Genomic DNA, 18033 nt, shown 5'->3' with positions numbered 1-18033 from the left:
GCGGTGTGAACCGGATTCACCCTGGCACCTGTCAATTCACTGGCACTTTTTGCTATGTAAATGGCTCCGAATCAAGAAGGAACCTTTAAAATCGCCTGCGGCTCGAATATTGCAGTTTGATTACAGATTTATGACACACATCAACAGGGCATTCATGAAAGTACGCGCTACCGTCATTTGCGAACAGGATCGGCATATCCTCCTGGTGCGCAAACCCCGCCATCACTGGTCGCTGCCCGGAGGCAAGATCGAGCCCGGGGAAACCCGCGCGGCGGCTGCCGTTCGCGAGCTGGAAGAAGAAACCGGGCTGAATGCCGAGGACGTCCTGTATCTGATGGATCTGCAGGCGGGCAGTACGCGACATCACGTTTATGAGGCGTCGGTGGTCAACATCGACGAGGTGCGCCCGCAGAATGAAATCGTCGATTGCATCTGGTACCCGCTCGATGCCGTGCACAATCTTGAAACCAATGACGCGACACGGCGCATCGTGCAGGCCTTTCAACGGCGTTTATAACGATCAGCCGGCGAACGCCCGGCGACCGGCGCTGATTTCCGTGCGCAACTCACCGATGAAATTGGAAATATCGCGAATCGTCACCAGATGTTCGGGAGAAACGCCGTCAAGCAACAACTCGACACGCCCACTGCCCGGCTCATACACCTTGATCCGCAACAGACCTTGTCCGGTCGGTGTGCAATCACACTTGAACGTGGGGAAGCCTGACTCGACGATCCGGCAAATATCGGCAATGGCAAGCATGGGCGGGCGCCTCGCAGGCGGAGAATCGATCCATCGATCATAGACCCACGGTCTGTTAATTGCCCGCTCGGGAATGCCAAGCCGATCACAAATCACTCACGCAATTCAATGCGCGTCGTGATCCCAGATCCAGTTCCACATACCGGGCAGATTCACCGGCTCAGCGCTTTGCTGAACCGTACGCGCCAACGCGGCTTTTTCCAGTGCGGCCTGATCGTCGTAGAACGGCTCGTCCGCCAGTCTGACCCCGGTCGCCGCCGCGCTATCGAGCAGAATCTGCAGATATTCGCGAGTGTGGCGCGCGGTGTAGCGATTGAGATCATGGAACGTCACCACGACCGGAATCACGCCATCCACGGTCGGCAATTGACCCACGGCGATGCGCTCGCGCACTTCCGATAACTGCCGCAGCATGTTCGCCCGACGCCGAGGGCTGGCGTTGAAGCCCCAGATCTTGCCGTCGTTGGCACTCAGGTCCGTGAGCAAGACGTGCAAGCCGTGTTTTTGATAGGCCGCAAATGTGCGCTTGTCGTAGTTCCAGAACGGTGGGCGCAACAGCTTGGGCAGCGCTCCGGTGATGGCGGCAATGTCAGCGCTGCCATCGGTCAGCGATTGCTCCAGCTCTTGCGGATCGAGTGAGCGATGGTTGGTGTGCCAGTGGGTTGCAGTGTGAAAGGCGAGAATATGCCCCTCGGCGTGTTCACGACGCATCAGGCTGCGACCGATCTCGCTGTCGCCTGCCCTGGGTGCTCGGGTCTGCGCGAAAAACACGGCTTTGATGTTTGGCTGCAGCGGATTGCTTTTGAGGCTGTCGAGCACCGTCGCCGTGGGATTCCACCATCCTGAAGCGCTGGGGCCATCGTCAAACGTCAGCAGAAAACGTACGGGGGCCTGAGCCTTCAGGCGCGTTTCGGTTTGCGTGGTCATTTCAATCGGCGCGGCGATGCAACCGGCCAGACCGAGCGCGATGAGCGCAACACAAAGAAGTTTGCATCCGGATGTCATGTCTTGCCCCGAGGCCGCGGCCGTGGTGTTGTCGAATGGCAAACCTCCCTCGCCTTTGTCCATCCCTGCGCGGCTATCCGCGAGCGCAGGTTGGATAAGGTACACAGGGTTTGGTTCCGGTGCTGGTTTCAGTGCGTCATCGGCCAGGCACATCGGCATGTCCGACTAGACTCAAATTTCCTCAAGGAGATTTCAGCCATGTGCGGAAGACTCACGCAGTACCGTGGGATTCACGATTTCGTCGCGGTGCTCAGCATCCCCGATGCGTTGATCAATCACGTTGGCGATGCGCCGCTCAATCGCTACAACGCAGCGCCCACCACTGCGCTGGCGGTTCTGCACCAGCACGAACAGGCCATTCATGCCGACAATCTGCGCTGGGGCTGGCGGCCGCATTGGGCCAAGGATCGTGCCGCGCCCATCAACGCACGGGTGGAAAAAGTCGCCCACGGCGCGTTCTTCCGGGCGATCTGGCGGCAGCGGCTAATTGTGCCGGTCGACAACTGGTTTGAATGGGTTGATACCGGGGAAAAATCCCGACAGCCCTGGTTGATTCGTCGGGCGGATCAGGCTCCGGTTTTCTGTGCTGGTATCGGCCAGTTTCCGGCACCGGGGGTTGCGCCGAGGGAGGACGACGGGTTCGTCATCATCACCGCTGACAGCCTGGGCGGCCTCCTCGATATTCACGACCGCCGCCCAGTGGTCTTCGATTCGACGCGGGCTCGGGAATGGCTTGATCCGGCTACGCCGCTGGAACGCGCCGAGCAGATGCTGCTGTTTGAAGGCGAGCCCAGTGAGGCCTTCGAATGGTACAAAGTCGGCAAAGCGGTCGGTAATACGCGTAATCAAGGTGCGCAATTGATAGAACGAGTCGACTAAATAATTACTTCACTGCTGCGTAATCAAGCGAGCCCGTCACTGAATCCCGCGCGTTACAATAAGTGTTTCAACCGCGATACAACCCCCATAAAACAGCCGTTTGAGCGAATCAACCGCCTGTCAGACATTTCGACAGTCATACATACATTTCCCCGCGCTGCGGATAGCATGCGCGCCGCCTTTCCGATTGGTATACCAGTTGACCAAAGAGTCAAAGAAATCAGGAATCCATCAACAACTTTCAAGCCTTGCAGAGAAATAAGTGAGCGACGATTTTGCAATCAAACAGGTCAGCGGCCTGAAGTGTGTCCATCTGTCCAAGACAGAACGCCTGGAACTCGACTGTTTTATCGGCCATTACATCAAGACCCGAAACCTGTACAGCGTGCCCGATATCGAACGCACCCTGCGCAGCACCCTCGAGGGATATCCCGGCCATCCGCCGGTGATGGTCAATGAGCTCAATGCGTGGATCGATCGAACGTTGGGGTATCGAGCGACCTACCCGGATTTCACGCAGCTGGAAGACTTCTGAAACGCGAAGAGCCCCGCCGCTGCGGGGCTCTTCGTATGCGCTGTTCAAGGTTTCAGAGGACGCTCCTGATCGCGGTCCGACAGCTCGCGGCTGTCATCATGCTTCCAGGTTTTTTCCTGCCTCTTCTGCTGCTCGATTTCTTCTTCCGTTGGCTCATCATCTTCCGCGCGCGTTTGCTCAGTTGCCATGTGCACCTCACCTCAGAACAGTTGATGATCGTTAAAGGGTAGAACACTTTTGCGCGCCCAGATTCACCAACGCATTTTGTCCCGCGCGGCGTACCATAGCGCCATCTCCCCTTACGTCAGGAAGACGCCATGCTGTACCGAATCGCCGCCGACGGGCTGGTGCTGTTTCACTTGTGTTTCATCTTGTTCGTACTGTTCGGCGGGCTGCTGGTGCTGCGCTGGCCACGGTTGATGTGGCTGCACCTGCCGGCGGCTGCCTGGGGCGTAGCGGTCGAGGTGTTGCACCTGACCTGTCCGTTGACCTACTGGGAAAATCTCATGCGCCACGCGGCCGGGCAGACCGAATACGCCGGCGGTTTCATTGAGCATTACATCTGGCCGATCATCTACCCGGCCGGTCTGACGCCGCAGATTCAACTGGCACTTGGCAGCGTGGTGCTGGCGGTCAACCTGTTGGTGTACGCACGACTGCTGCGCTCGTGGAAACTGCGTCGCGCCCGGCGCATTCCGTTTTAACGCGAGGCCGGTTTCAACGTTTCCAGCCACTGCGGATCGAAGCGTGGCTGGTCAGGATCAAGGCCCAGCGCCTGCATCCGCGCCTTGTGCTGTTCGACTTCATCACGCAGTTGTCCATGATCGCTGGAGTTGCCGTCCAGCTCATGCATTTGCAGCAATCCGAGGTGATAGAAACGCAACACCTTCATCGCCGTCGGATCGTTGGTCTGCACTGCCGCTGTCACCTGATGCATGACATTGGTGATGCTCATCAGATTGCGCTTGAGGCGCCAGCTGTACACCGCCGGGGCCATCCAGGTCTGATGCCAGAAACGCCCGCGCAACAGCGCCGCCGTCAGCAGAAACGCCACGAATACGCCGCCGACATTGAAACGCAGGTTATCCCCGTCGGGTTCACCGAACACTGCCACCGCAACCGAGGAAAACAGCATGGCCAGCAGCAGAAACAGCACGGCGACGATAATCGTGCTGCGGCGGGTCTGCTGACGAAAGGTAGCGGGGTCCATCGGCTGAATCTCGAACATCGAAAATGACTTCCTTGAGTGGCAAAACGCGCAACGGAAAAAACTCGCCAGCGCATTATCGCATCGCACCGGGTTTTAGCTATGCTGGGGCTCCTTTTCATCTTTTCAAAGTCCAACGGGACATGGCGGTATAGCGCAGATCGTGCCATCTTCATTCATGGATACACACTATTCGGATGCCATCCGCTGCGTTGTGGATGACATCGTTTTAAGGATCACTGCATGACCCAACGACACGTAATCAATGCCTCGGTCAGCCCGAAAGGCAGTCTGGAAACCCTTTCTCAACGTGAAGTCCAGCAACTGAGCGAAGCCGGATCCGGCAGTACCTATACCCTCTTCCGCCAGTGCGCCCTGGCCATCCTCAACACCGGCGCGCATGTCGACAATGCCAAGACCATCCTCGAAGCCTACAAGGACTTCGAAATCCGTATTCACCAACAGGATCGCGGCGTACGCCTGGAGCTGCTGAACGCTCCGGCCGACGCGTTCGTCGACGGCGAGATGATCGCCAGCACCCGCGAAATGCTCTTCAGCGCCCTGCGCGACATCGTCTACACCGAGAACGAACTCGACAGCCAGCGCATCGACCTGAGCAATTCCCAAGGCATCAGCGACTACGTGTTCCACCTGCTGCGCAACGCGCGCACCCTGCGCCCGGGCGTCGAGCCGAAGATCGTGGTGTGCTGGGGCGGCCACTCGATCAATACCGAAGAATACAAATACACCAAGAAAGTCGGCCACGAACTGGGCCTGCGCAGCCTCGACATCTGCACTGGTTGCGGCCCTGGCGTGATGAAAGGTCCGATGAAGGGCGCGACCATTGCCCATGCCAAACAACGCATTCACGGCGGTCGCTACCTCGGCCTGACCGAGCCAGGCATCATCGCCGCCGAAGCGCCGAACCCGATCGTCAATGAGCTGGTGATCCTGCCGGACATCGAAAAACGTCTGGAAGCCTTCGTCCGTGTTGGCCACGGCATCATCATTTTCCCGGGCGGCGCCGGTACGGCCGAAGAGTTCCTGTACCTGCTCGGCATCCTGATGCACCCGGACAATGAAGGTCTGCCGTTCCCGGTGATCCTCACCGGGCCGAAGCATGCCGCGCCGTATCTGGAACAGCTGGATGCGTTTGTCATCGCGACCCTCGGCGAAGAAGCCAAACAGCATTACGAGATCATCATCGATGATCCGGCCGAAGTAGCGCGGCAGATGACTCAAGGCTTGAAAGCGGTGAAGCAGTTCCGCCGCGAGCGTAACGATGCGTTCCATTTCAACTGGCTGTTGAAGATCGATGAGGGCTTTCAGCGTCCGTTCGATCCGACCCACGAAAACATGGCCAACCTGAAACTGCACCGCGACCAGCCACCGCATGAACTGGCGGCCAATCTGCGTCGGGCGTTTTCCGGGATCGTCGCCGGTAACGTCAAGGACAAGGGCATTCGCCTGATCGAAGAGCACGGGCCGTATCAGATCCGTGGCGATGCGGCGATCATGCAGCCGCTTGATGCACTGCTCAAAGCCTTCGTCGCCCAGCACCGGATGAAACTTCCGGGTGGCGCGGCGTATGTGCCTTGCTACCGGGTAGTCGCATAATCTCAAGCCGTCACAAAAGCCCAATGTGGGAGCTGGCTTGCCAGCGATAGCGGTCTTTCATTCAACAGAGACGTTGAATCAGATGACGCTTTCGCGAGCAAGCTCGCTCCCACAGGATTTATGGTGTGCCGCAAATTGTAGTCACAACCTGAATCCCATTGTGGTAGCGAGCCTGCTCGCGAAGAGGCCCAAGAAAAACACATCAGTCTCTCAGGCTATCCACCAACCGCCGAGCCAACGCTTTAGCCTGCGCAGCGACGTCCGTCACCGCCGTACTCTCCCACCACATCCCGCGCAACGGCGGGCCCATGGCAAACAGCTGACTACTCACCCGCCCTTCGGCATCCACCACTGCGCCATCCTTTGCCGAGATCCCCAGCGCCAACGGCCCCGGCCGCACCAGCCCCCGCGCCAGCAACTGCTGCGGCAACGGTCGTGCGACTCGCCGCCAGTCGTATTCAATACCGCTGGAGTTGATCAGCGCCGCACCACTTACAGTAGATGTTTCAGCCTCACCCCGAGGACGGATGCGAATGGTCACAGCATCGCCAGCGCCGGGCTCAATGCCCTTGAATGACGCGGCGTGAATGCGCAAGCGTCCTTCCTTGTGCAGCCGTTCGATCAACTCGGCACTCAGTGGCGGCGAACGATGGTGGTGACTCTCCCACCATGGCCGTACATGCCGTACGAATTGTCGACGCTGCACGTCAGTCGCCTGACTCCACAACCGCGCGATATGCGCGCGAACCGTATCCAGCGGCGCCTGCCAGTCGATGCCTTGGGCGATTGCGTCGCGACAATGTCGGCGCAATTCGCGCACCAACTGGCGTGGCGTGCGGATGCTGTGATCTGCTGCCAGAAAATCCACCCAGGCCGGCGGTTGACGGCGCACGTGCGGCAGCAGGCCATGCCGGGAGAATACCTCGATCGGCCCACGGTGCCCGGCCTGCTCCAGCGACACCACGGCATCGACCATGGTCAGACCGGAGCCGATGATCACCACGGTGGACTGCGGGTCGAGTTCGCGCATGGCCGCCACATCCCAGGGATCAAGCGCTGCGGCGTTAAGGCCACTGGATTGCGTCTGCGGCGTGCGAGCGGCGGGAAACATGCCGGTGGCCAGCACCGCCTGCGATCCACGCAAAATCCGGCCATCGCTCAAGGTGAGCTGCATTGAGCCGGAATCGCTTTGCAGGTCGACGGCTTCAGCACAAATATGTTCAACGGTCGAACCTTGCAGCGCGCCCACCGCCCGGGCCTCAGCCAGACGCTGCTGCACATAGACCCCGAACAGGCCGCGCGGCGGAAACAGCTCACTGACCGGCACGTCCTGCTCGGCAGATTCCGGCCAGCCGCCGCCGGCAATATGCGCGGTCAGCCACTGCGTCAGATCATCAGGATTATCCGGATCGACGCTCATCCGCGCCGCGTTGCCGTTCAGCGTATGCCCCAACTCGACTGCGCTGTAAGCCTCGCCCCGGCCCAGTTCAGCGCGAGGCTCGATGATGAGAATCTTTCGTTGCCCCGGCAGGCGCAGCAATTGCACTGCCAGCATCGTGCCGCTGAGGCCGCCGCCGATGATCAGGATGTCCGCAGTCTGCTCCATTCAGATCACCACATTACGCACGAACCGCGCAGCCACATCGCCATCGTTGCGGTAGGCATGCGGTTGATTGCTGGCGAACATGAAAAACTCTCCTTTGTTGATGTACTGCGGCTGATCCCCGAGCATCAGCGTCAGGCAACCCTCAAATACGTAGATCTGCTCGCTCCAGCCATCGGCGTCCGGTTGTGACGGATAAACTTCGCCCGGTTGCAGGCACCACTCCCATTGCTCGACTTCGCGGCTCGCGGTGGCTTTGGACAGTAGCACGGCCCTGCTGCCCGCAATCGTGCCAGCCCAGGCAACCTCGTTGATACGGCTCGGATCGCGCGCATCGTGCGCCTGGATCAGATCACTGAACGCAACGTCGAGCGCTTCGGCGACGCGATCAAGCGTGGTCAGGCTGACATTCTTTTCCCCCGCCTCGATCGCCACCAGCATCCGTCGGCTGACCCCGGACTTTTCCGCCAGTGCGGTCTGGCTCATATCCGCCGCATGCCGCAGGCGTCGAACGTTCTGGCTGACGTGTTGCAGGACGGAGGCTCGCTGAGTCGAATCTTTGTGCACTATATTGCTCACTCGGTGGGGTTGGGCAGTATACTGCGCAACGTTGGCGGCATTGTGCGGCCTCCCTTTTAATGTGCGCAAGGTCATGATGTCGCCAAACAATTCTGCGTCCCGAATCCGCTTTTCCCGCTTCAGCAAAGCCGAGTGCGTGCTGGTGCTGATCACCATGATCTGGGGCGGCACGTTTCTGATTGTGCAACATGCCATGACGGTCAGCGGCCCGATGTTTTTTGTCGGCCTGCGCTTTGCCGCCGCGGCGGCGATCGTGGCGATGTTCTCCTGGCGTCATCTGCGCGAACTGACCTTGTTCGAAGTCAAGGCAGGGTCGTTCATCGGTGTAGCGATCATGCTCGGTTACGGCCTGCAGACGGTCGGATTGCAAAGTATTCCGAGCAGTCAGTCGGCGTTCATTACCGCGCTGTATGTGCCGTTTGTGCCGCTGCTGCAATGGCTGGTACTTGGCCGTCGCCCAGGATTGATGCCGAGCATCGGTATCATGTTGGCGTTTACCGGGTTGATGCTGTTGTCGGGTCCTTCGGGGGCGGCGTTGAATTTCAGTCCGGGAGAAATTTCGACCTTGATCAGCGCCGTTGCGATTGCTGCTGAAATCATTTTGATCAGCACTTTCGCCGGGCAGGTTGATGTGCGGCGGGTGACGGTGGTGCAACTGGCGGTGACGGCGGTGTTGTCGTTCTTGCTGGTGGTCCCGACCGGTGAAGTGATTCCGGAATTTTCCTGGTTGTTGCTGGTGACCGCTTTGGGTCTGGGCGCAGCAAGTGCGGCGATTCAGGTGGCGATGAACTGGGCGCAGAAGAGTGTTTCGCCGACTCGGGCGACGTTGATCTATGCCGGTGAACCGGTGTGGGCCGGGATTGTCGGACGGATTGCCGGAGAGCGCTTGCCGGCGATTGCACTGGTGGGCGCCGGGCTGATTGTGGCGGCGGTGATTGTCAGTGAGTTGAAGACCAAGGGAAGGACCACAGAGGCAGAAGCTGAGCTGGAGCGGGAAACGCAGGCGTGACCCGCAATCTTTTCTGGCTGCTCGCGAAAGCGCCGCACCATTGTTGCCTCTGAAACAACGCCAAACACAAAATTCCAGACTACTTTGTAGGATTCTGAGACATCCTCGCGTTTGGTGATCAGGGAGCTGGCACGTATGATGCTTCACAAACTTCCGCAGATTAGAAGCCTATGTCCCTGATAGTTCTACTGCTTCTGCCGTTCATCGGCAGCTGTCTGGCAGCGGTGCTGCCGCACAATGCGCGCAATGCCGAATCGCTCCTGGCGGGTCTGGTCGCTTTGATCGGCACCGTTCAGGTCGCAATGCTGTACCCGCAAATCGCCCACGGCGGCGTGATCCGCGAAGAATTCATGTGGTTGCCCAGCCTCGGGCTGAACTTCATTTTGCGCATGGACGGCTTCGCCTGGCTGTTCTCGATGCTGGTGCTGGGCATCGGCACACTTGTTTCTTTATATGCCCGTTATTACATGTCGCCGGACGATCCGGTGCCGCGTTTTTTCGCGTTTTTTCTCGCGTTCATGGGCGCCATGCTTGGCCTGGTAATCTCCGGCAACCTGATTCAGATCGTGTTCTTCTGGGAATTGACCAGCCTCTTCTCGTTCCTGCTGATCGGCTACTGGCACCACCGCGCCGATGCGCGGCGCGGGGCTTATATGGCGCTGATGGTCACCGGTGCCGGCGGGTTATGTCTGCTGGCGGGGGTCATGATTCTCGGCCATGTCGTCGGCAGCTATGACCTGGACAAGGTCCTGGCCGCCGGCGATCTGATTCGTGCACATGCCCTCTACCCTGTTCTTTTGCCACTCATCCTGATCGGCGCGCTGAGCAAAAGCGCGCAATTCCCGTTTCACTTCTGGCTGCCCCACGCGATGGCGGCACCGACGCCCGTCTCGGCCTATCTGCACTCGGCGACCATGGTCAAGGCCGGGGTTTTCCTTTTGGCACGTCTGTGGCCGTCGCTGTCCGGCAGTGAGGAATGGTTCTACATCGTCAGCGGAGCGGGCGCCTGTACACTGTTGCTTGGCGCGTACTGCGCGATGTTCCAGAACGATCTCAAAGGTTTGCTGGCCTATTCGACCATCAGCCATCTCGGTCTGATCACTTTGCTCCTGGGCCTCAATAGTTCACTGGCCGCAGTGGCAGCAGTTTTTCACATTCTCAACCACGCGACGTTCAAAGCCTCGCTGTTCATGGCCGCCGGCATCATCGACCACGAAAGCGGCACCCGTGATATCCGCAAGCTCAGCGGTCTGATCAAACTGATTCCCTATACGGCGACGCTGGCCATGGTCGCCAGTGCCTCAATGGCCGGCGTGCCGCTGCTCAACGGTTTCCTGTCGAAAGAAATGTTCTTCGCCGAAACCGTGTTCATCAACGCCACCGCGTGGGTCGAGACCAGTCTGCCAATCGTCGCGACCATCGCCGGCATGTTCAGCGTTGCCTATTCCCTGCGTTTCACCGTCGACGTGTTCTTCGGCCCCACCGCCACTGACCTGCCACACACGCCGCACGAGCCGCCGCGCTGGATGCGCGCCCCGGTCGAGTTGCTGGTCTTCACCTGTCTGCTGGTGGGGATTTTCCCGGCGCAGATCGTCGGACCATTACTCGCCGCTGCGGCACTGCCGGTGGTCGGTGGTGAGTTGCCGGAATACAGCCTGGCCATTTGGCACGGTTTGAACGCACCGATGATCATGAGCCTGATCGCCATGTCCGGCGGCATCATCCTCTATCTGCTGCTGCGCAAGCAGTTCAAGCTCGGCCATTTCAAGTATCCGCCGCTGGTCGGCCGCTTCAACGGCAAGCGTTTGTTCGAGCGCAGTCTGGTCGTGATGATGCGCATCGCCCGGCGCGTCGAGCGGCGCCTCGGCACCAAGCGCTTGCAGATGCAGCTGTTCCTGATGGTTTCGGCCGCCGTGCTCGCCGGTCTGATCCCGATGCTGCACAGCACGCTGACCTGGGGCGACCGGCCGAAAATACCTGGTTCCATCGTCTTCGTGACCCTGTGGCTGTTGGCGATCGCCTGTGCGCTCGGCGCCGCATGGCAGGCCAAATATCACCGTCTCGCTGCACTGACCATGGTCAGCGTCTGCGGCCTGATGACCTGCGTGACCTTCGTCTGGTTCTCCGCGCCTGATCTGGCGCTGACGCAACTGGCGGTCGAAGTGGTGACCACGGTGTTGATCCTGCTTGGTCTGCGCTGGTTGCCACGACGCATCGAAGAGGTCTCACCACTGCCAGGCAGCCTGCGCAAGGCGCGTATCCGTCGTCTGCGCGACTTGCTGCTGTCGATTGCGGTCGGTGCGGGGATGGCGCTGTTGTCCTACGCCATGCTCACCCGGCAGACGCCGAACCATATTTCCTCTTTCTACCTCAGTCGCGCCCTGCCCGAGGGCGGCGGCAGCAACGTCGTCAACGTGATGCTGGTGGACTTCCGTGGCTTCGACACCCTCGGTGAAATCACCGTGCTGGTCGCCGTGGCGCTCACCGTGTTCGCCCTGCTGCGCCGCTTCCGCCCGCCGAAGGAAAGCCTGCAGTTGCCGGCGCAGCAACGCCTGCTGGCACCGGACGTGGTCACCGATCTGGTCAATCCGCGTTCGGCCAGCGACACCGCGCTCGGCTTCATGATGGTGCCGGCGGTGCTAGTGCGCCTGCTGCTGCCTGTCGCGCTGGTGGTGTCGTTTTACCTGTTCATGCGCGGGCACAATCAGCCGGGCGGCGGTTTTGTCGCCGGGCTGGTGATGTCGGTGGCCTTTATCCTGCAATACATGGTTGCCGGCACGCAGTGGGTCGAGGCGCAAATGAGCCTGCGTCCATTGCGCTGGATGGGCACCGGTCTGCTGTTCGCCACCGCCACCGGCCTCGGTGCGATGCTGGTCGGCTATCCGTTCCTCACCACTCACACCTGGCACATCAGCGTGCCGGTGCTGGGCGACATCCATATCGCCAGTGCGCTGTTCTTCGACATTGGCGTGTACGCCGTGGTGGTCGGGTCGACGCTGCTGATTCTCACCGCCCTCGCCCACCAATCGGTGCGCGGCCACAAGACGGCCTCGCTGCCCAAGTCAGTCGCCAGCAAAGGAGCCGTCTGATGGAAGAAGTCATCGCAATCGCCATCGGCATTCTCGCCGCCTCCGGGGTCTGGCTGATCCTGCGCCCGCGTACCTTTCAGGTGGTCATGGGCCTGTGTCTATTGTCGTATGCGGTCAACCTGTTCATTTTCAGCATGGGCAGCCTGTTCATCGGCAAGGAGCCGGTGATCAAGGACGGCGTGACCCAGGACTTGCTGCATTACACCGACCCGCTGCCCCAGGCGCTGGTGCTGACGGCGATCGTCATCAGCTTCGCCATGACCGCACTGTTCCTCGTCGTATTGCTCGCCTCGCGCGGCTTGACCGGCACCGACCATGTCGACGGCCGGGAGCCTAAAGAATGATGGCGATGACTCACCTGATCGCTGCACCGATCCTGCTGCCGCTGCTGACCGCCGCAATCATGCTGATGCTCGGCGAGAAACACCGGCCGCTGAAGGCGAAAATCAACCTGTTCTCCAGCCTCCTCGGCCTGTTTATTTCAGTGATGCTGCTGCAATGGACGCAGACCACCGGGGTGCCCGGCTCCATCGGTGTGTACCTGCCGGGCAACTGGCAGGCACCGTTCGGCATCGTCCTGGTGGTTGATCGTCTGTCGGCACTGATGCTGGTGCTGACCGGCGTTATCGGCGTCAGCGCGTTGCTGTTTGCCATGGCCCGCTGGGACGGCGCCGGCTCAAGCTTTCACGCTCTGTTCCAGATCCAGCTGATGGGCCTGTATGGCGCGTTCCTGACGGCGGATCTGTTCAACCTGTTCGTATTCTTCGAAGTGTTGCTCGCGGCATCCTATGGTTTGTTGCTGCACGGCTCGGGCCGGGCGCGGGTGTCGTCGGGGTTGCATTACATTTCGATCAACCTGTTGGCATCGTCACTGTTTTTGATCGGCGCTGCATTGATCTACGGGGTGACCGGCACGCTGAACATGGCTGATCTGGCGATGAAGATTCCGCTGGTGCCGGAAGCCGATCGTGGTTTGCTGCATGCTGGCGCGGGGATTCTTGCGGTAGCGTTTCTGGCCAAGGCCGGGATGTGGCCGCTGAACTTCTGGCTGGTGCCGGCTTATTCATCCGCCAGCGCGCCGGTGGCGGCAATGTTCGCGATCATGACCAAGGTCGGCGTCTACACCCTGCTGCGCTTGTGGACCCTGTTGTTTTCCGGTCAGGCCGGCGCCTCGGCATTCTTCGGCGGCGACTGGCTCATCTACGGCGGCATGGCGACCATGGCTTGCGCAGGGCTGGCGATTATCGCCGCGCAACGCCTGGAGCGCATGGCCAGCCTGAGCATTCTGGTGTCGGCGGGGATCCTGCTCTCGGCGATCGGCTTCGCCCAGCCGAACCTGATCGGCGCTGCGCTGTTCTATCTGGTCAGCTCGACCCTGGCGCTGAGCGCGCTGTTCCTCTTGGCCGAACTGATCGAGCGCTCGCGCTCGGCCAACGAAATTCCGCTGGAGGACGAAAGCGAACTGCTTCCGCGCCCGCAGGAATCGCTGCAACCGCCCAAGGGCATCAACCTCGACGACGAACAGAAAGCCGTGGTCGGTCAGGTCATCCCGTGGACCATGGCCTTTCTCGGTTTGAGCTTCATTGCCTGCGCGCTGTTGATTATCGGCATGCCACCGCTCTCCGGATTTATCGGCAAGCTCAGCCTGATCGGGGCATTGCTCAACCCGTCGGGACTTGGCACTGCGGCGCCGCTGCCTCCCGGCGCATGGGGATTGCTGGCCCTGTTGATCCTGACCGGTCTGGCCTCCCTCATGGCCTTCTCTCGCCTGGGTATCCAGCGCTTCTGGACGCCGGAGGAGCGCCCGTCACCACTGCTGCGCAAACTCGAATGCGCGCCGATTTTTCTGCTGCTCGGGCTGAGCATTGTTCTGACGTTCAAGGCTGAACCGCTGTTGCGCTACACCCAGGCTACGGCCGATGCGCTGAACAATCCGCAGCAATATGTGCTCGCAGTTCTCGGTACACGTGCGGTGCCGAGCCCGCAAGCCAGAGCCGACATGCTCGAGGTGCAGCCATGAATCGACTGTTTCCGGCTCCGTGGTTATCGCTGGCGCTGTGGGTCTTGTGGCTGACCCTGAACCTGTCCGTCAGCCCGGGCAACCTGCTGCTCGGCGCCGCGCTGGGTTTCGCCGCGCCGCTGATGATGCGCAAATTGCGGCCGAAACGTGCGCGCATTCGCAATCCGGTGGCCGTACTGCGCCTGTTTCTCCTGGTCGGTCGTGACGTGATCATGTCCAACCTGATCGTCGCCTGGGGCGTACTCAACGCCGGACGGCGCCCGCCCAGCTCATGCTTTATCAAGGTGCCGCTCGATCTGCGCGATGCTCATGGTCTGGCGGCACTGGCGATGATCTGCACCGTGGTGCCCGGCACCGTATGGTCGGAACTGGCGCTGGACCGCAGCGTTCTGTTGCTGCACGTCTGGGACCTGCACGACGAGGCGCAGTTTATCGAGCACTTCAAAAGCACTTACGAGCGACCGTTGATGGAGATTTTCGAATGAGCCCATTGCTGTCGAATGCGATTCTGCTGACGTTGTTTCTGTACTGCGTGGCGATGACGCTGACCCTGGTGCGCCTGTTCAAAGGCCCATCAGCGCAGGATCGGGTACTGGCGCTGGATTACCTGTATATCGTCGCCATGCTGATGATGCTGACCCTGGGCATTCGCTACGCCAGTGATACCTACTTTGAAGCGGCGCTGCTGATTGCGCTGTTCGGCTTCGTCGGCTCGTTTGCCCTGGCGAAATTCCTGCTGCGTGGCGAGGTGATCGAATGAACGCCGAATTGTCTTTGTGGGTCGAGATTCCGGTGGCGGTCCTGCTGGTGCTCAGCGGCGTGTTTACCCTGCTGGGCGCAACCGGATTGCTGCGCATGAAGGATTATTTCCAGCGTATGCACCCGCCAGCGCTGGCCTCGACAATCGGTGCCTGGTGTGTGGCACTGGCGTCGATCATTTGCTTTTCAGCGCTGAAGTCCGGGCCAGTGGTGCATGCCTGGCTGATTCCGGTTCTGTTGGCGATCACCGTGCCAGTGACCACCCTGCTGCTGGCGCGGGCGGCGTTGTTCCGCAAGCGGATGGCCGGGGATGATGTGCCGGCAGAGGTGAGCAGTCGTCAGACTGAAAGTGGTAACTGATGATCATGTGGCGCCTGTGATGGCGCCATCGCTACACCAGGAATCCGCTCTCCCATGTGGGAGCGAGCCTGCTCGCGAAGAGGCCAGTCGGGGCGTCGCCAATTCCGGATCAGCTCAAACCCAAGCCACCGCCAACAACCCCGCTCCCAGCAGCGCACACAACGGCGAATACACCCAGGTATCGAGCCGCGCGAATCGCGAATCCTTCACTTCCTTGAAAAATCCGACCAGGTTCGAATCACCGATCGCTCGGGCGAACATCAACAACGCAATTGCGCTGATCACCCATTGCAGTGCCTTGTGCTGCACCGCCGGCACGCCCCAACCGACCCGCATACAAACCAGCGCGGCAATTATCAGCAGCGCAGCGGCGACTGCCAGCGTCAGCCAGCCTGAGGGCTTGAAGGCCGGGCGTACCGTGGCGACGAAGCCCGACACCGGCACCTGCGGCACCACCACCGCAGCCGCCCATTGCCCACCCAACGCCCAATACACGTGCATCAGGCCGATTGCTGCGAACACAGTCACCAGCCATTGAGCCAACACAAAGGTCATGGTTGAAATCCTTCAAAGGGATTTGAACAAACCATCCTAGTCGGATTTTTTGCCCCTGCACGACCGGTCGGCGGTGCGCTGCGTTGACCGCGTTATTTCAGATCAGCCGTCACCTTGTCAGCCACATCCTTGGGTAACCAGGCCTGCCACACGTCCGGATGCGCTTTCATGAACGCGACCGCCGCCTCACGAGGTGCGGTGTGCTTGTCACTCATATCCGCCAGTGCCTTGTTCAGCGGCTCGATGGGAAAATCGACCTTGCTGAAGAACTCGGCGATTTGCGGGTTCTGCTTTTGAAACGGCGTAGACACGCCAATCGACAGCTTCGATGCCAGCGAGCGGGTTGGTTTGGGATTGGGATTATCGGCGTCTGTCAGCGTCTTCCACGCCTCGGCATCGAACGGCGGCTCTTCCAGTTGCACCAGTTTGAATTTGCCAAGCAGTGGCGTCGGCGACCAGTAATAGAACAACACCGGTTTGCCGCGACGAATCGAAGAGCTGATCTCGGCATCCAGCGCAGCGCCGGAACCGCTGCGGAAGTTGGTGTAGTCGTCCTGCAAGCCATACGCCGTGAGCTTCTGCTTGTTGACCACTTCCGAAGTCCAGCCGATCGGGCTGTTGAGGAAACGCCCTTTGCCCGGGCTTTCCGGGTCTTTGAACACGTCCTTGTATTTCTTCAGATCAGTGACACTGCGCAGATCCGGCGCCAGCGGCTTGATGCCTTTGGCCGGATCGCCCTTGATCACGTACTCCGGCACCCACCAGCCTTCAGTGGCGCCTTTTACCGTATCGCCCAGGCCGACCACTTTGCCCTCGGCTTCGGCCTTGACCCAGACCGGACTGCGTCCGGCCCACTCCTCGCCAATCACCTGGATGTCATTGTTCGCCAACGCGGTCTCAAGGGTGATGGTGGTCCCGGGCAAAGTGTCGGTCGGCAGGCCATAGCCTTTCTCGACGATCACCCGCAGCACCTCGGTAATCAGGCTGCCGCTTTCCCAGTTCAGGTCGGCAAAGTGGATCGGCGCCTGTGCCGCCTGCAGCGATTGCGCTGACGTCAGCAAACCAAAGGTGGCCACGCTGGCGGCCAGTAACCGTCGAAATCCGTTCATGCATCGCACCTCGTGCTGTTCACAGCAATGGCAGTTGGCCTGACAGAAACGCAAGCCTCTGAATGACTCAGTCAACTGACTTTAGCCGAGGTTCCTGCTTTTTCCGGGGTCCGCTGCGTGCGAGGTTACGTTTCAGACTTTTCCTGCAGGCTTTGCAGCTCACGTCTGACCATGCTGGCGTATGCCGCCGGTTGCAATGCATAGAGCTGCGACGCTACCCAACTCAGCCAGGCACCTTGCAGTTCGGCCTTGCGGGCGAACAAGCGCTGAGCTTCTTCGCGTGCGCTGTCGAGATTTTGCGCATGGAAATCCGCGCGCTTCACTCGCTGGCCTTGAAGGTCACCAGCTCGCCCTTGCGCCATTTGGCGGCTTTGGCAGTGACGGCTTTGAGGGTTTTGGTCAAACCTTCCTGCAGCTGCTCATTGGCGGCGAACACGGTGACGACGCTATGGCCTTCCTTGAACAGGATCGCGTGACCGTCGGCCGTGCTGACAAAGGCGTAATCGCCCAGGCCGTAGACCGTCAGTTTGATGTCGCGAAAACGAATGTCCATCTTGCCGCCTTCACGGCTGGGCAAAACTGACGCGATGAAATGGTCGCCAACCTTGAGTTTGAGTCCCGGTTTGTCATCGACTACCAATGCACTTTCGGTGTCGATTTCGGCGATGTAAATGCCTTCGGCGTTTTGCTCGGTGATGTAAACAAAACGTGATTGGAATTGCTTGACCAGCTTTGCACGCAAATCACCCAGCACGAACAAAGCATGCATATCGAGGTTACTGACTGCCAAAGAAACATCCCCACATTTGAAAAACCGCGCAGCGAAAAACGCCCACGGCAAAGAAACGGCCAGGCCGATGAAAACTGCAAAAACATTCAAACACCCGAAGCGAGCAAAGCACTCTTGAATCGCGAGGTTCGTAGACTACTGGATTGTCATTAGT

The 18033-nt window shown here is 59.9% G+C and carries 22 protein-coding genes; 12 read left to right on the top strand and 10 right to left on the bottom strand.

From position 1 onward, the window contains the following. Nucleotides 1-154 precede the first annotated feature (154 nt). Nucleotides 155-517, top strand: a complete 363-nt coding sequence (locus tag ACV8MC_RS18170) for an NUDIX hydrolase (protein ID WP_150635054.1) — start codon at nt 155-157, stop codon at nt 515-517. Nucleotides 518-520: 3 nt separating this feature from the next. On the opposite strand, the gene ACV8MC_RS18165 is transcribed toward ACV8MC_RS18170, so the two are convergent. After that, a complete protein-coding gene (locus ACV8MC_RS18165) occupies nt 521-763 on the bottom strand; it encodes a DUF1652 domain-containing protein (RefSeq protein ID WP_016775073.1) in 243 nt (80 codons plus the stop codon). Nucleotides 764-868: 105 nt separating this feature from the next. Then, nucleotides 869-1768 (bottom strand): polysaccharide deacetylase family protein, encoded by a 900-nt coding sequence (locus ACV8MC_RS18160; RefSeq protein ID WP_457262859.1) that lies wholly within the window; start codon nt 1766-1768, stop codon nt 869-871. A gap of 198 nt (nt 1769-1966) precedes the next feature. Here ACV8MC_RS18160 and ACV8MC_RS18155 point away from each other — a divergent pair, with 198 nt between their 5' ends. Both ACV8MC_RS18155 and ACV8MC_RS18150 read left to right on the top strand, forming a co-directional pair. Next, on the top strand, nt 1967-2647 hold the full coding sequence (locus tag ACV8MC_RS18155; RefSeq protein ID WP_457262857.1) for an SOS response-associated peptidase: 681 nt from the start codon (nt 1967-1969) through the stop codon (nt 2645-2647). Between the two features lie 262 nt (nt 2648-2909). Next, the gene (locus tag ACV8MC_RS18150; RefSeq protein ID WP_457262855.1) at nt 2910-3182 is read left to right on the top strand and encodes a hypothetical protein; all 273 of its coding nucleotides are present in this window, start codon (nt 2910-2912) and stop codon (nt 3180-3182) included. A gap of 44 nt (nt 3183-3226) precedes the next feature. Here the strand turns inward: ACV8MC_RS18150 and ACV8MC_RS18145 are convergent, their stop codons facing one another. Beyond that, nucleotides 3227-3370: a hypothetical protein gene (locus ACV8MC_RS18145; RefSeq protein ID WP_164488351.1), complete on the bottom strand. Its 144-nt coding sequence runs from the start codon at nt 3368-3370 to the stop codon at nt 3227-3229. 129 nt (nt 3371-3499) lie between these two features. On the opposite strand from ACV8MC_RS18145, the gene ACV8MC_RS18140 reads away from it, so the two are divergent. Then, nucleotides 3500-3886: a DUF2784 domain-containing protein gene (locus tag ACV8MC_RS18140; protein WP_041480792.1), complete on the top strand. Its 387-nt coding sequence runs from the start codon at nt 3500-3502 to the stop codon at nt 3884-3886. Here the strand turns inward: ACV8MC_RS18140 and ACV8MC_RS18135 are convergent. Then, nucleotides 3883-4410: a DUF3087 domain-containing protein gene (locus ACV8MC_RS18135; RefSeq protein WP_056789277.1), complete on the bottom strand. Its 528-nt coding sequence runs from the start codon at nt 4408-4410 to the stop codon at nt 3883-3885. The two genes, ACV8MC_RS18140 and ACV8MC_RS18135, sit on opposite strands and share 4 nt — an antisense overlap. A 222-nt stretch (nt 4411-4632) precedes the next feature. Here ACV8MC_RS18135 and ppnN point away from each other — a divergent pair, with 222 nt between their 5' ends. Then, nucleotides 4633-6006, top strand: coding sequence for a nucleotide 5'-monophosphate nucleosidase PpnN (ppnN, locus tag ACV8MC_RS18130; protein ID WP_056789275.1), 1374 nt, complete (start codon nt 4633-4635; stop codon nt 6004-6006). A gap of 202 nt (nt 6007-6208) precedes the next feature. Here ppnN and ACV8MC_RS18125 read toward each other — a convergent pair whose 3' ends face one another. Together ACV8MC_RS18125 and ACV8MC_RS18120 are read right to left on the bottom strand one after the other, a co-directional pair. Continuing rightward, nucleotides 6209-7612 carry an FAD/NAD(P)-binding protein gene (locus ACV8MC_RS18125; protein ID WP_457262852.1) on the bottom strand — a complete coding sequence of 468 codons (1404 nt, stop codon included), beginning with the start codon at nt 7610-7612 and terminating at the stop codon, nt 6209-6211. Then, the gene (locus ACV8MC_RS18120) at nt 7613-8176 is read right to left on the bottom strand and encodes a helix-turn-helix domain-containing protein (protein WP_076562418.1); all 564 of its coding nucleotides are present in this window, start codon (nt 8174-8176) and stop codon (nt 7613-7615) included. Between the two features lie 85 nt (nt 8177-8261). Here ACV8MC_RS18120 and ACV8MC_RS18115 point away from each other — a divergent pair, with 85 nt between their 5' ends. From ACV8MC_RS18115 to ACV8MC_RS18085, 7 genes are all read left to right on the top strand, one after another. Further along, nucleotides 8262-9197, top strand: coding sequence for a DMT family transporter (locus ACV8MC_RS18115; protein WP_457262849.1), 936 nt, complete (start codon nt 8262-8264; stop codon nt 9195-9197). Between the two features lie 170 nt (nt 9198-9367). Then, nucleotides 9368-12286 (top strand): monovalent cation/H+ antiporter subunit A, encoded by a 2919-nt coding sequence (locus ACV8MC_RS18110; RefSeq protein ID WP_150635048.1) that lies wholly within the window; start codon nt 9368-9370, stop codon nt 12284-12286. Then, entirely contained in the window at nt 12286-12630 is a 345-nt protein-coding gene (locus ACV8MC_RS18105) for a Na+/H+ antiporter subunit C (protein ID WP_016775082.1), read from the top strand. Before ACV8MC_RS18110 ends, ACV8MC_RS18105 begins: the two co-directional genes overlap by 1 nt. After that, nucleotides 12627-14306, top strand: a complete 1680-nt coding sequence (locus ACV8MC_RS18100; protein ID WP_095180236.1) for a monovalent cation/H+ antiporter subunit D — start codon at nt 12627-12629, stop codon at nt 14304-14306. Before ACV8MC_RS18105 ends, ACV8MC_RS18100 begins: the two co-directional genes overlap by 4 nt. Next, nucleotides 14303-14791, top strand: coding sequence for a Na+/H+ antiporter subunit E (locus tag ACV8MC_RS18095; protein ID WP_457262847.1), 489 nt, complete (start codon nt 14303-14305; stop codon nt 14789-14791). The genes ACV8MC_RS18100 and ACV8MC_RS18095 overlap by 4 nt, the downstream gene beginning before the upstream one ends. Continuing rightward, the gene (locus ACV8MC_RS18090) at nt 14788-15066 is read left to right on the top strand and encodes a K+/H+ antiporter subunit F (RefSeq protein ID WP_041480807.1); all 279 of its coding nucleotides are present in this window, start codon (nt 14788-14790) and stop codon (nt 15064-15066) included. The genes ACV8MC_RS18095 and ACV8MC_RS18090 overlap by 4 nt, the downstream gene beginning before the upstream one ends. Beyond that, nucleotides 15063-15425 carry a Na+/H+ antiporter subunit G gene (locus tag ACV8MC_RS18085; RefSeq protein WP_041480808.1) on the top strand — a complete coding sequence of 121 codons (363 nt, stop codon included), beginning with the start codon at nt 15063-15065 and terminating at the stop codon, nt 15423-15425. The genes ACV8MC_RS18090 and ACV8MC_RS18085 overlap by 4 nt, the downstream gene beginning before the upstream one ends. A gap of 114 nt (nt 15426-15539) precedes the next feature. Here ACV8MC_RS18085 and ACV8MC_RS18080 read toward each other — a convergent pair whose 3' ends face one another. The 4 genes from ACV8MC_RS18080 to ACV8MC_RS18065 form a co-directional block, all read right to left on the bottom strand. Continuing rightward, nucleotides 15540-15980 carry a DUF3995 domain-containing protein gene (locus ACV8MC_RS18080; RefSeq protein WP_071172759.1) on the bottom strand — a complete coding sequence of 147 codons (441 nt, stop codon included), beginning with the start codon at nt 15978-15980 and terminating at the stop codon, nt 15540-15542. A gap of 92 nt (nt 15981-16072) precedes the next feature. Further along, entirely contained in the window at nt 16073-17089 is a 1017-nt protein-coding gene (locus tag ACV8MC_RS18075) for an ABC transporter substrate-binding protein (RefSeq protein ID WP_076562406.1), read from the bottom strand. A 125-nt stretch (nt 17090-17214) separates the two neighbouring features. Further along, nucleotides 17215-17412: a hypothetical protein gene (locus tag ACV8MC_RS18070; protein ID WP_076562405.1), complete on the bottom strand. Its 198-nt coding sequence runs from the start codon at nt 17410-17412 to the stop codon at nt 17215-17217. Next, nucleotides 17409-17879 carry a hypothetical protein gene (locus tag ACV8MC_RS18065; protein ID WP_039763128.1) on the bottom strand — a complete coding sequence of 157 codons (471 nt, stop codon included), beginning with the start codon at nt 17877-17879 and terminating at the stop codon, nt 17409-17411. The genes ACV8MC_RS18070 and ACV8MC_RS18065 overlap by 4 nt, the downstream gene beginning before the upstream one ends. Between the last annotated feature and the right edge of the window lie 154 nt (nt 17880-18033).

The sequence above is a fragment of the Pseudomonas sp. PK-RTE-24 genome, assembly GCF_054052265.1.
The sequence above is the reverse complement of the archived record's forward strand: the minus strand, read 5'-3'. Positions and strand labels throughout refer to the sequence as shown.

What these genes read in the sequence shown, in the direction of transcription:
- ACV8MC_RS18165 (WP_016775073.1), bottom strand. Translation starts at nt 763, where the DNA reads ATGCTTGCCATTGCCGATATTTGCCGGATCGTCGAGTCAGGCTTCCCC.
- ACV8MC_RS18125 (WP_457262852.1), bottom strand. Translation starts at nt 7,612, where the DNA reads ATGGAGCAGACTGCGGACATCCTGATCATCGGCGGCGGCCTCAGCGGC.
- ppnN (WP_056789275.1), top strand. Translation starts at nt 4,633, where the DNA reads ATGACCCAACGACACGTAATCAATGCCTCGGTCAGCCCGAAAGGCAGT.
- ACV8MC_RS18155 (WP_457262857.1), top strand. Translation starts at nt 1,967, where the DNA reads ATGTGCGGAAGACTCACGCAGTACCGTGGGATTCACGATTTCGTCGCG.
- ACV8MC_RS18170 (WP_150635054.1), top strand. Translation starts at nt 155, where the DNA reads ATGAAAGTACGCGCTACCGTCATTTGCGAACAGGATCGGCATATCCTC.
- ACV8MC_RS18145 (WP_164488351.1), bottom strand. Translation starts at nt 3,370, where the DNA reads ATGGCAACTGAGCAAACGCGCGCGGAAGATGATGAGCCAACGGAAGAA.
- ACV8MC_RS18085 (WP_041480808.1), top strand. Translation starts at nt 15,063, where the DNA reads ATGAACGCCGAATTGTCTTTGTGGGTCGAGATTCCGGTGGCGGTCCTG.
- ACV8MC_RS18090 (WP_041480807.1), top strand. Translation starts at nt 14,788, where the DNA reads ATGAGCCCATTGCTGTCGAATGCGATTCTGCTGACGTTGTTTCTGTAC.
- ACV8MC_RS18105 (WP_016775082.1), top strand. Translation starts at nt 12,286, where the DNA reads ATGGAAGAAGTCATCGCAATCGCCATCGGCATTCTCGCCGCCTCCGGG.
- ACV8MC_RS18080 (WP_071172759.1), bottom strand. Translation starts at nt 15,980, where the DNA reads ATGACCTTTGTGTTGGCTCAATGGCTGGTGACTGTGTTCGCAGCAATC.
- ACV8MC_RS18140 (WP_041480792.1), top strand. Translation starts at nt 3,500, where the DNA reads ATGCTGTACCGAATCGCCGCCGACGGGCTGGTGCTGTTTCACTTGTGT.
- ACV8MC_RS18100 (WP_095180236.1), top strand. Translation starts at nt 12,627, where the DNA reads ATGATGGCGATGACTCACCTGATCGCTGCACCGATCCTGCTGCCGCTG.
- ACV8MC_RS18110 (WP_150635048.1), top strand. Translation starts at nt 9,368, where the DNA reads ATGTCCCTGATAGTTCTACTGCTTCTGCCGTTCATCGGCAGCTGTCTG.
- ACV8MC_RS18160 (WP_457262859.1), bottom strand. Translation starts at nt 1,768, where the DNA reads ATGACATCCGGATGCAAACTTCTTTGTGTTGCGCTCATCGCGCTCGGT.
- ACV8MC_RS18095 (WP_457262847.1), top strand. Translation starts at nt 14,303, where the DNA reads ATGAATCGACTGTTTCCGGCTCCGTGGTTATCGCTGGCGCTGTGGGTC.
- ACV8MC_RS18115 (WP_457262849.1), top strand. Translation starts at nt 8,262, where the DNA reads ATGATGTCGCCAAACAATTCTGCGTCCCGAATCCGCTTTTCCCGCTTC.
- ACV8MC_RS18075 (WP_076562406.1), bottom strand. Translation starts at nt 17,089, where the DNA reads ATGAACGGATTTCGACGGTTACTGGCCGCCAGCGTGGCCACCTTTGGT.
- ACV8MC_RS18135 (WP_056789277.1), bottom strand. Translation starts at nt 4,410, where the DNA reads ATGTTCGAGATTCAGCCGATGGACCCCGCTACCTTTCGTCAGCAGACC.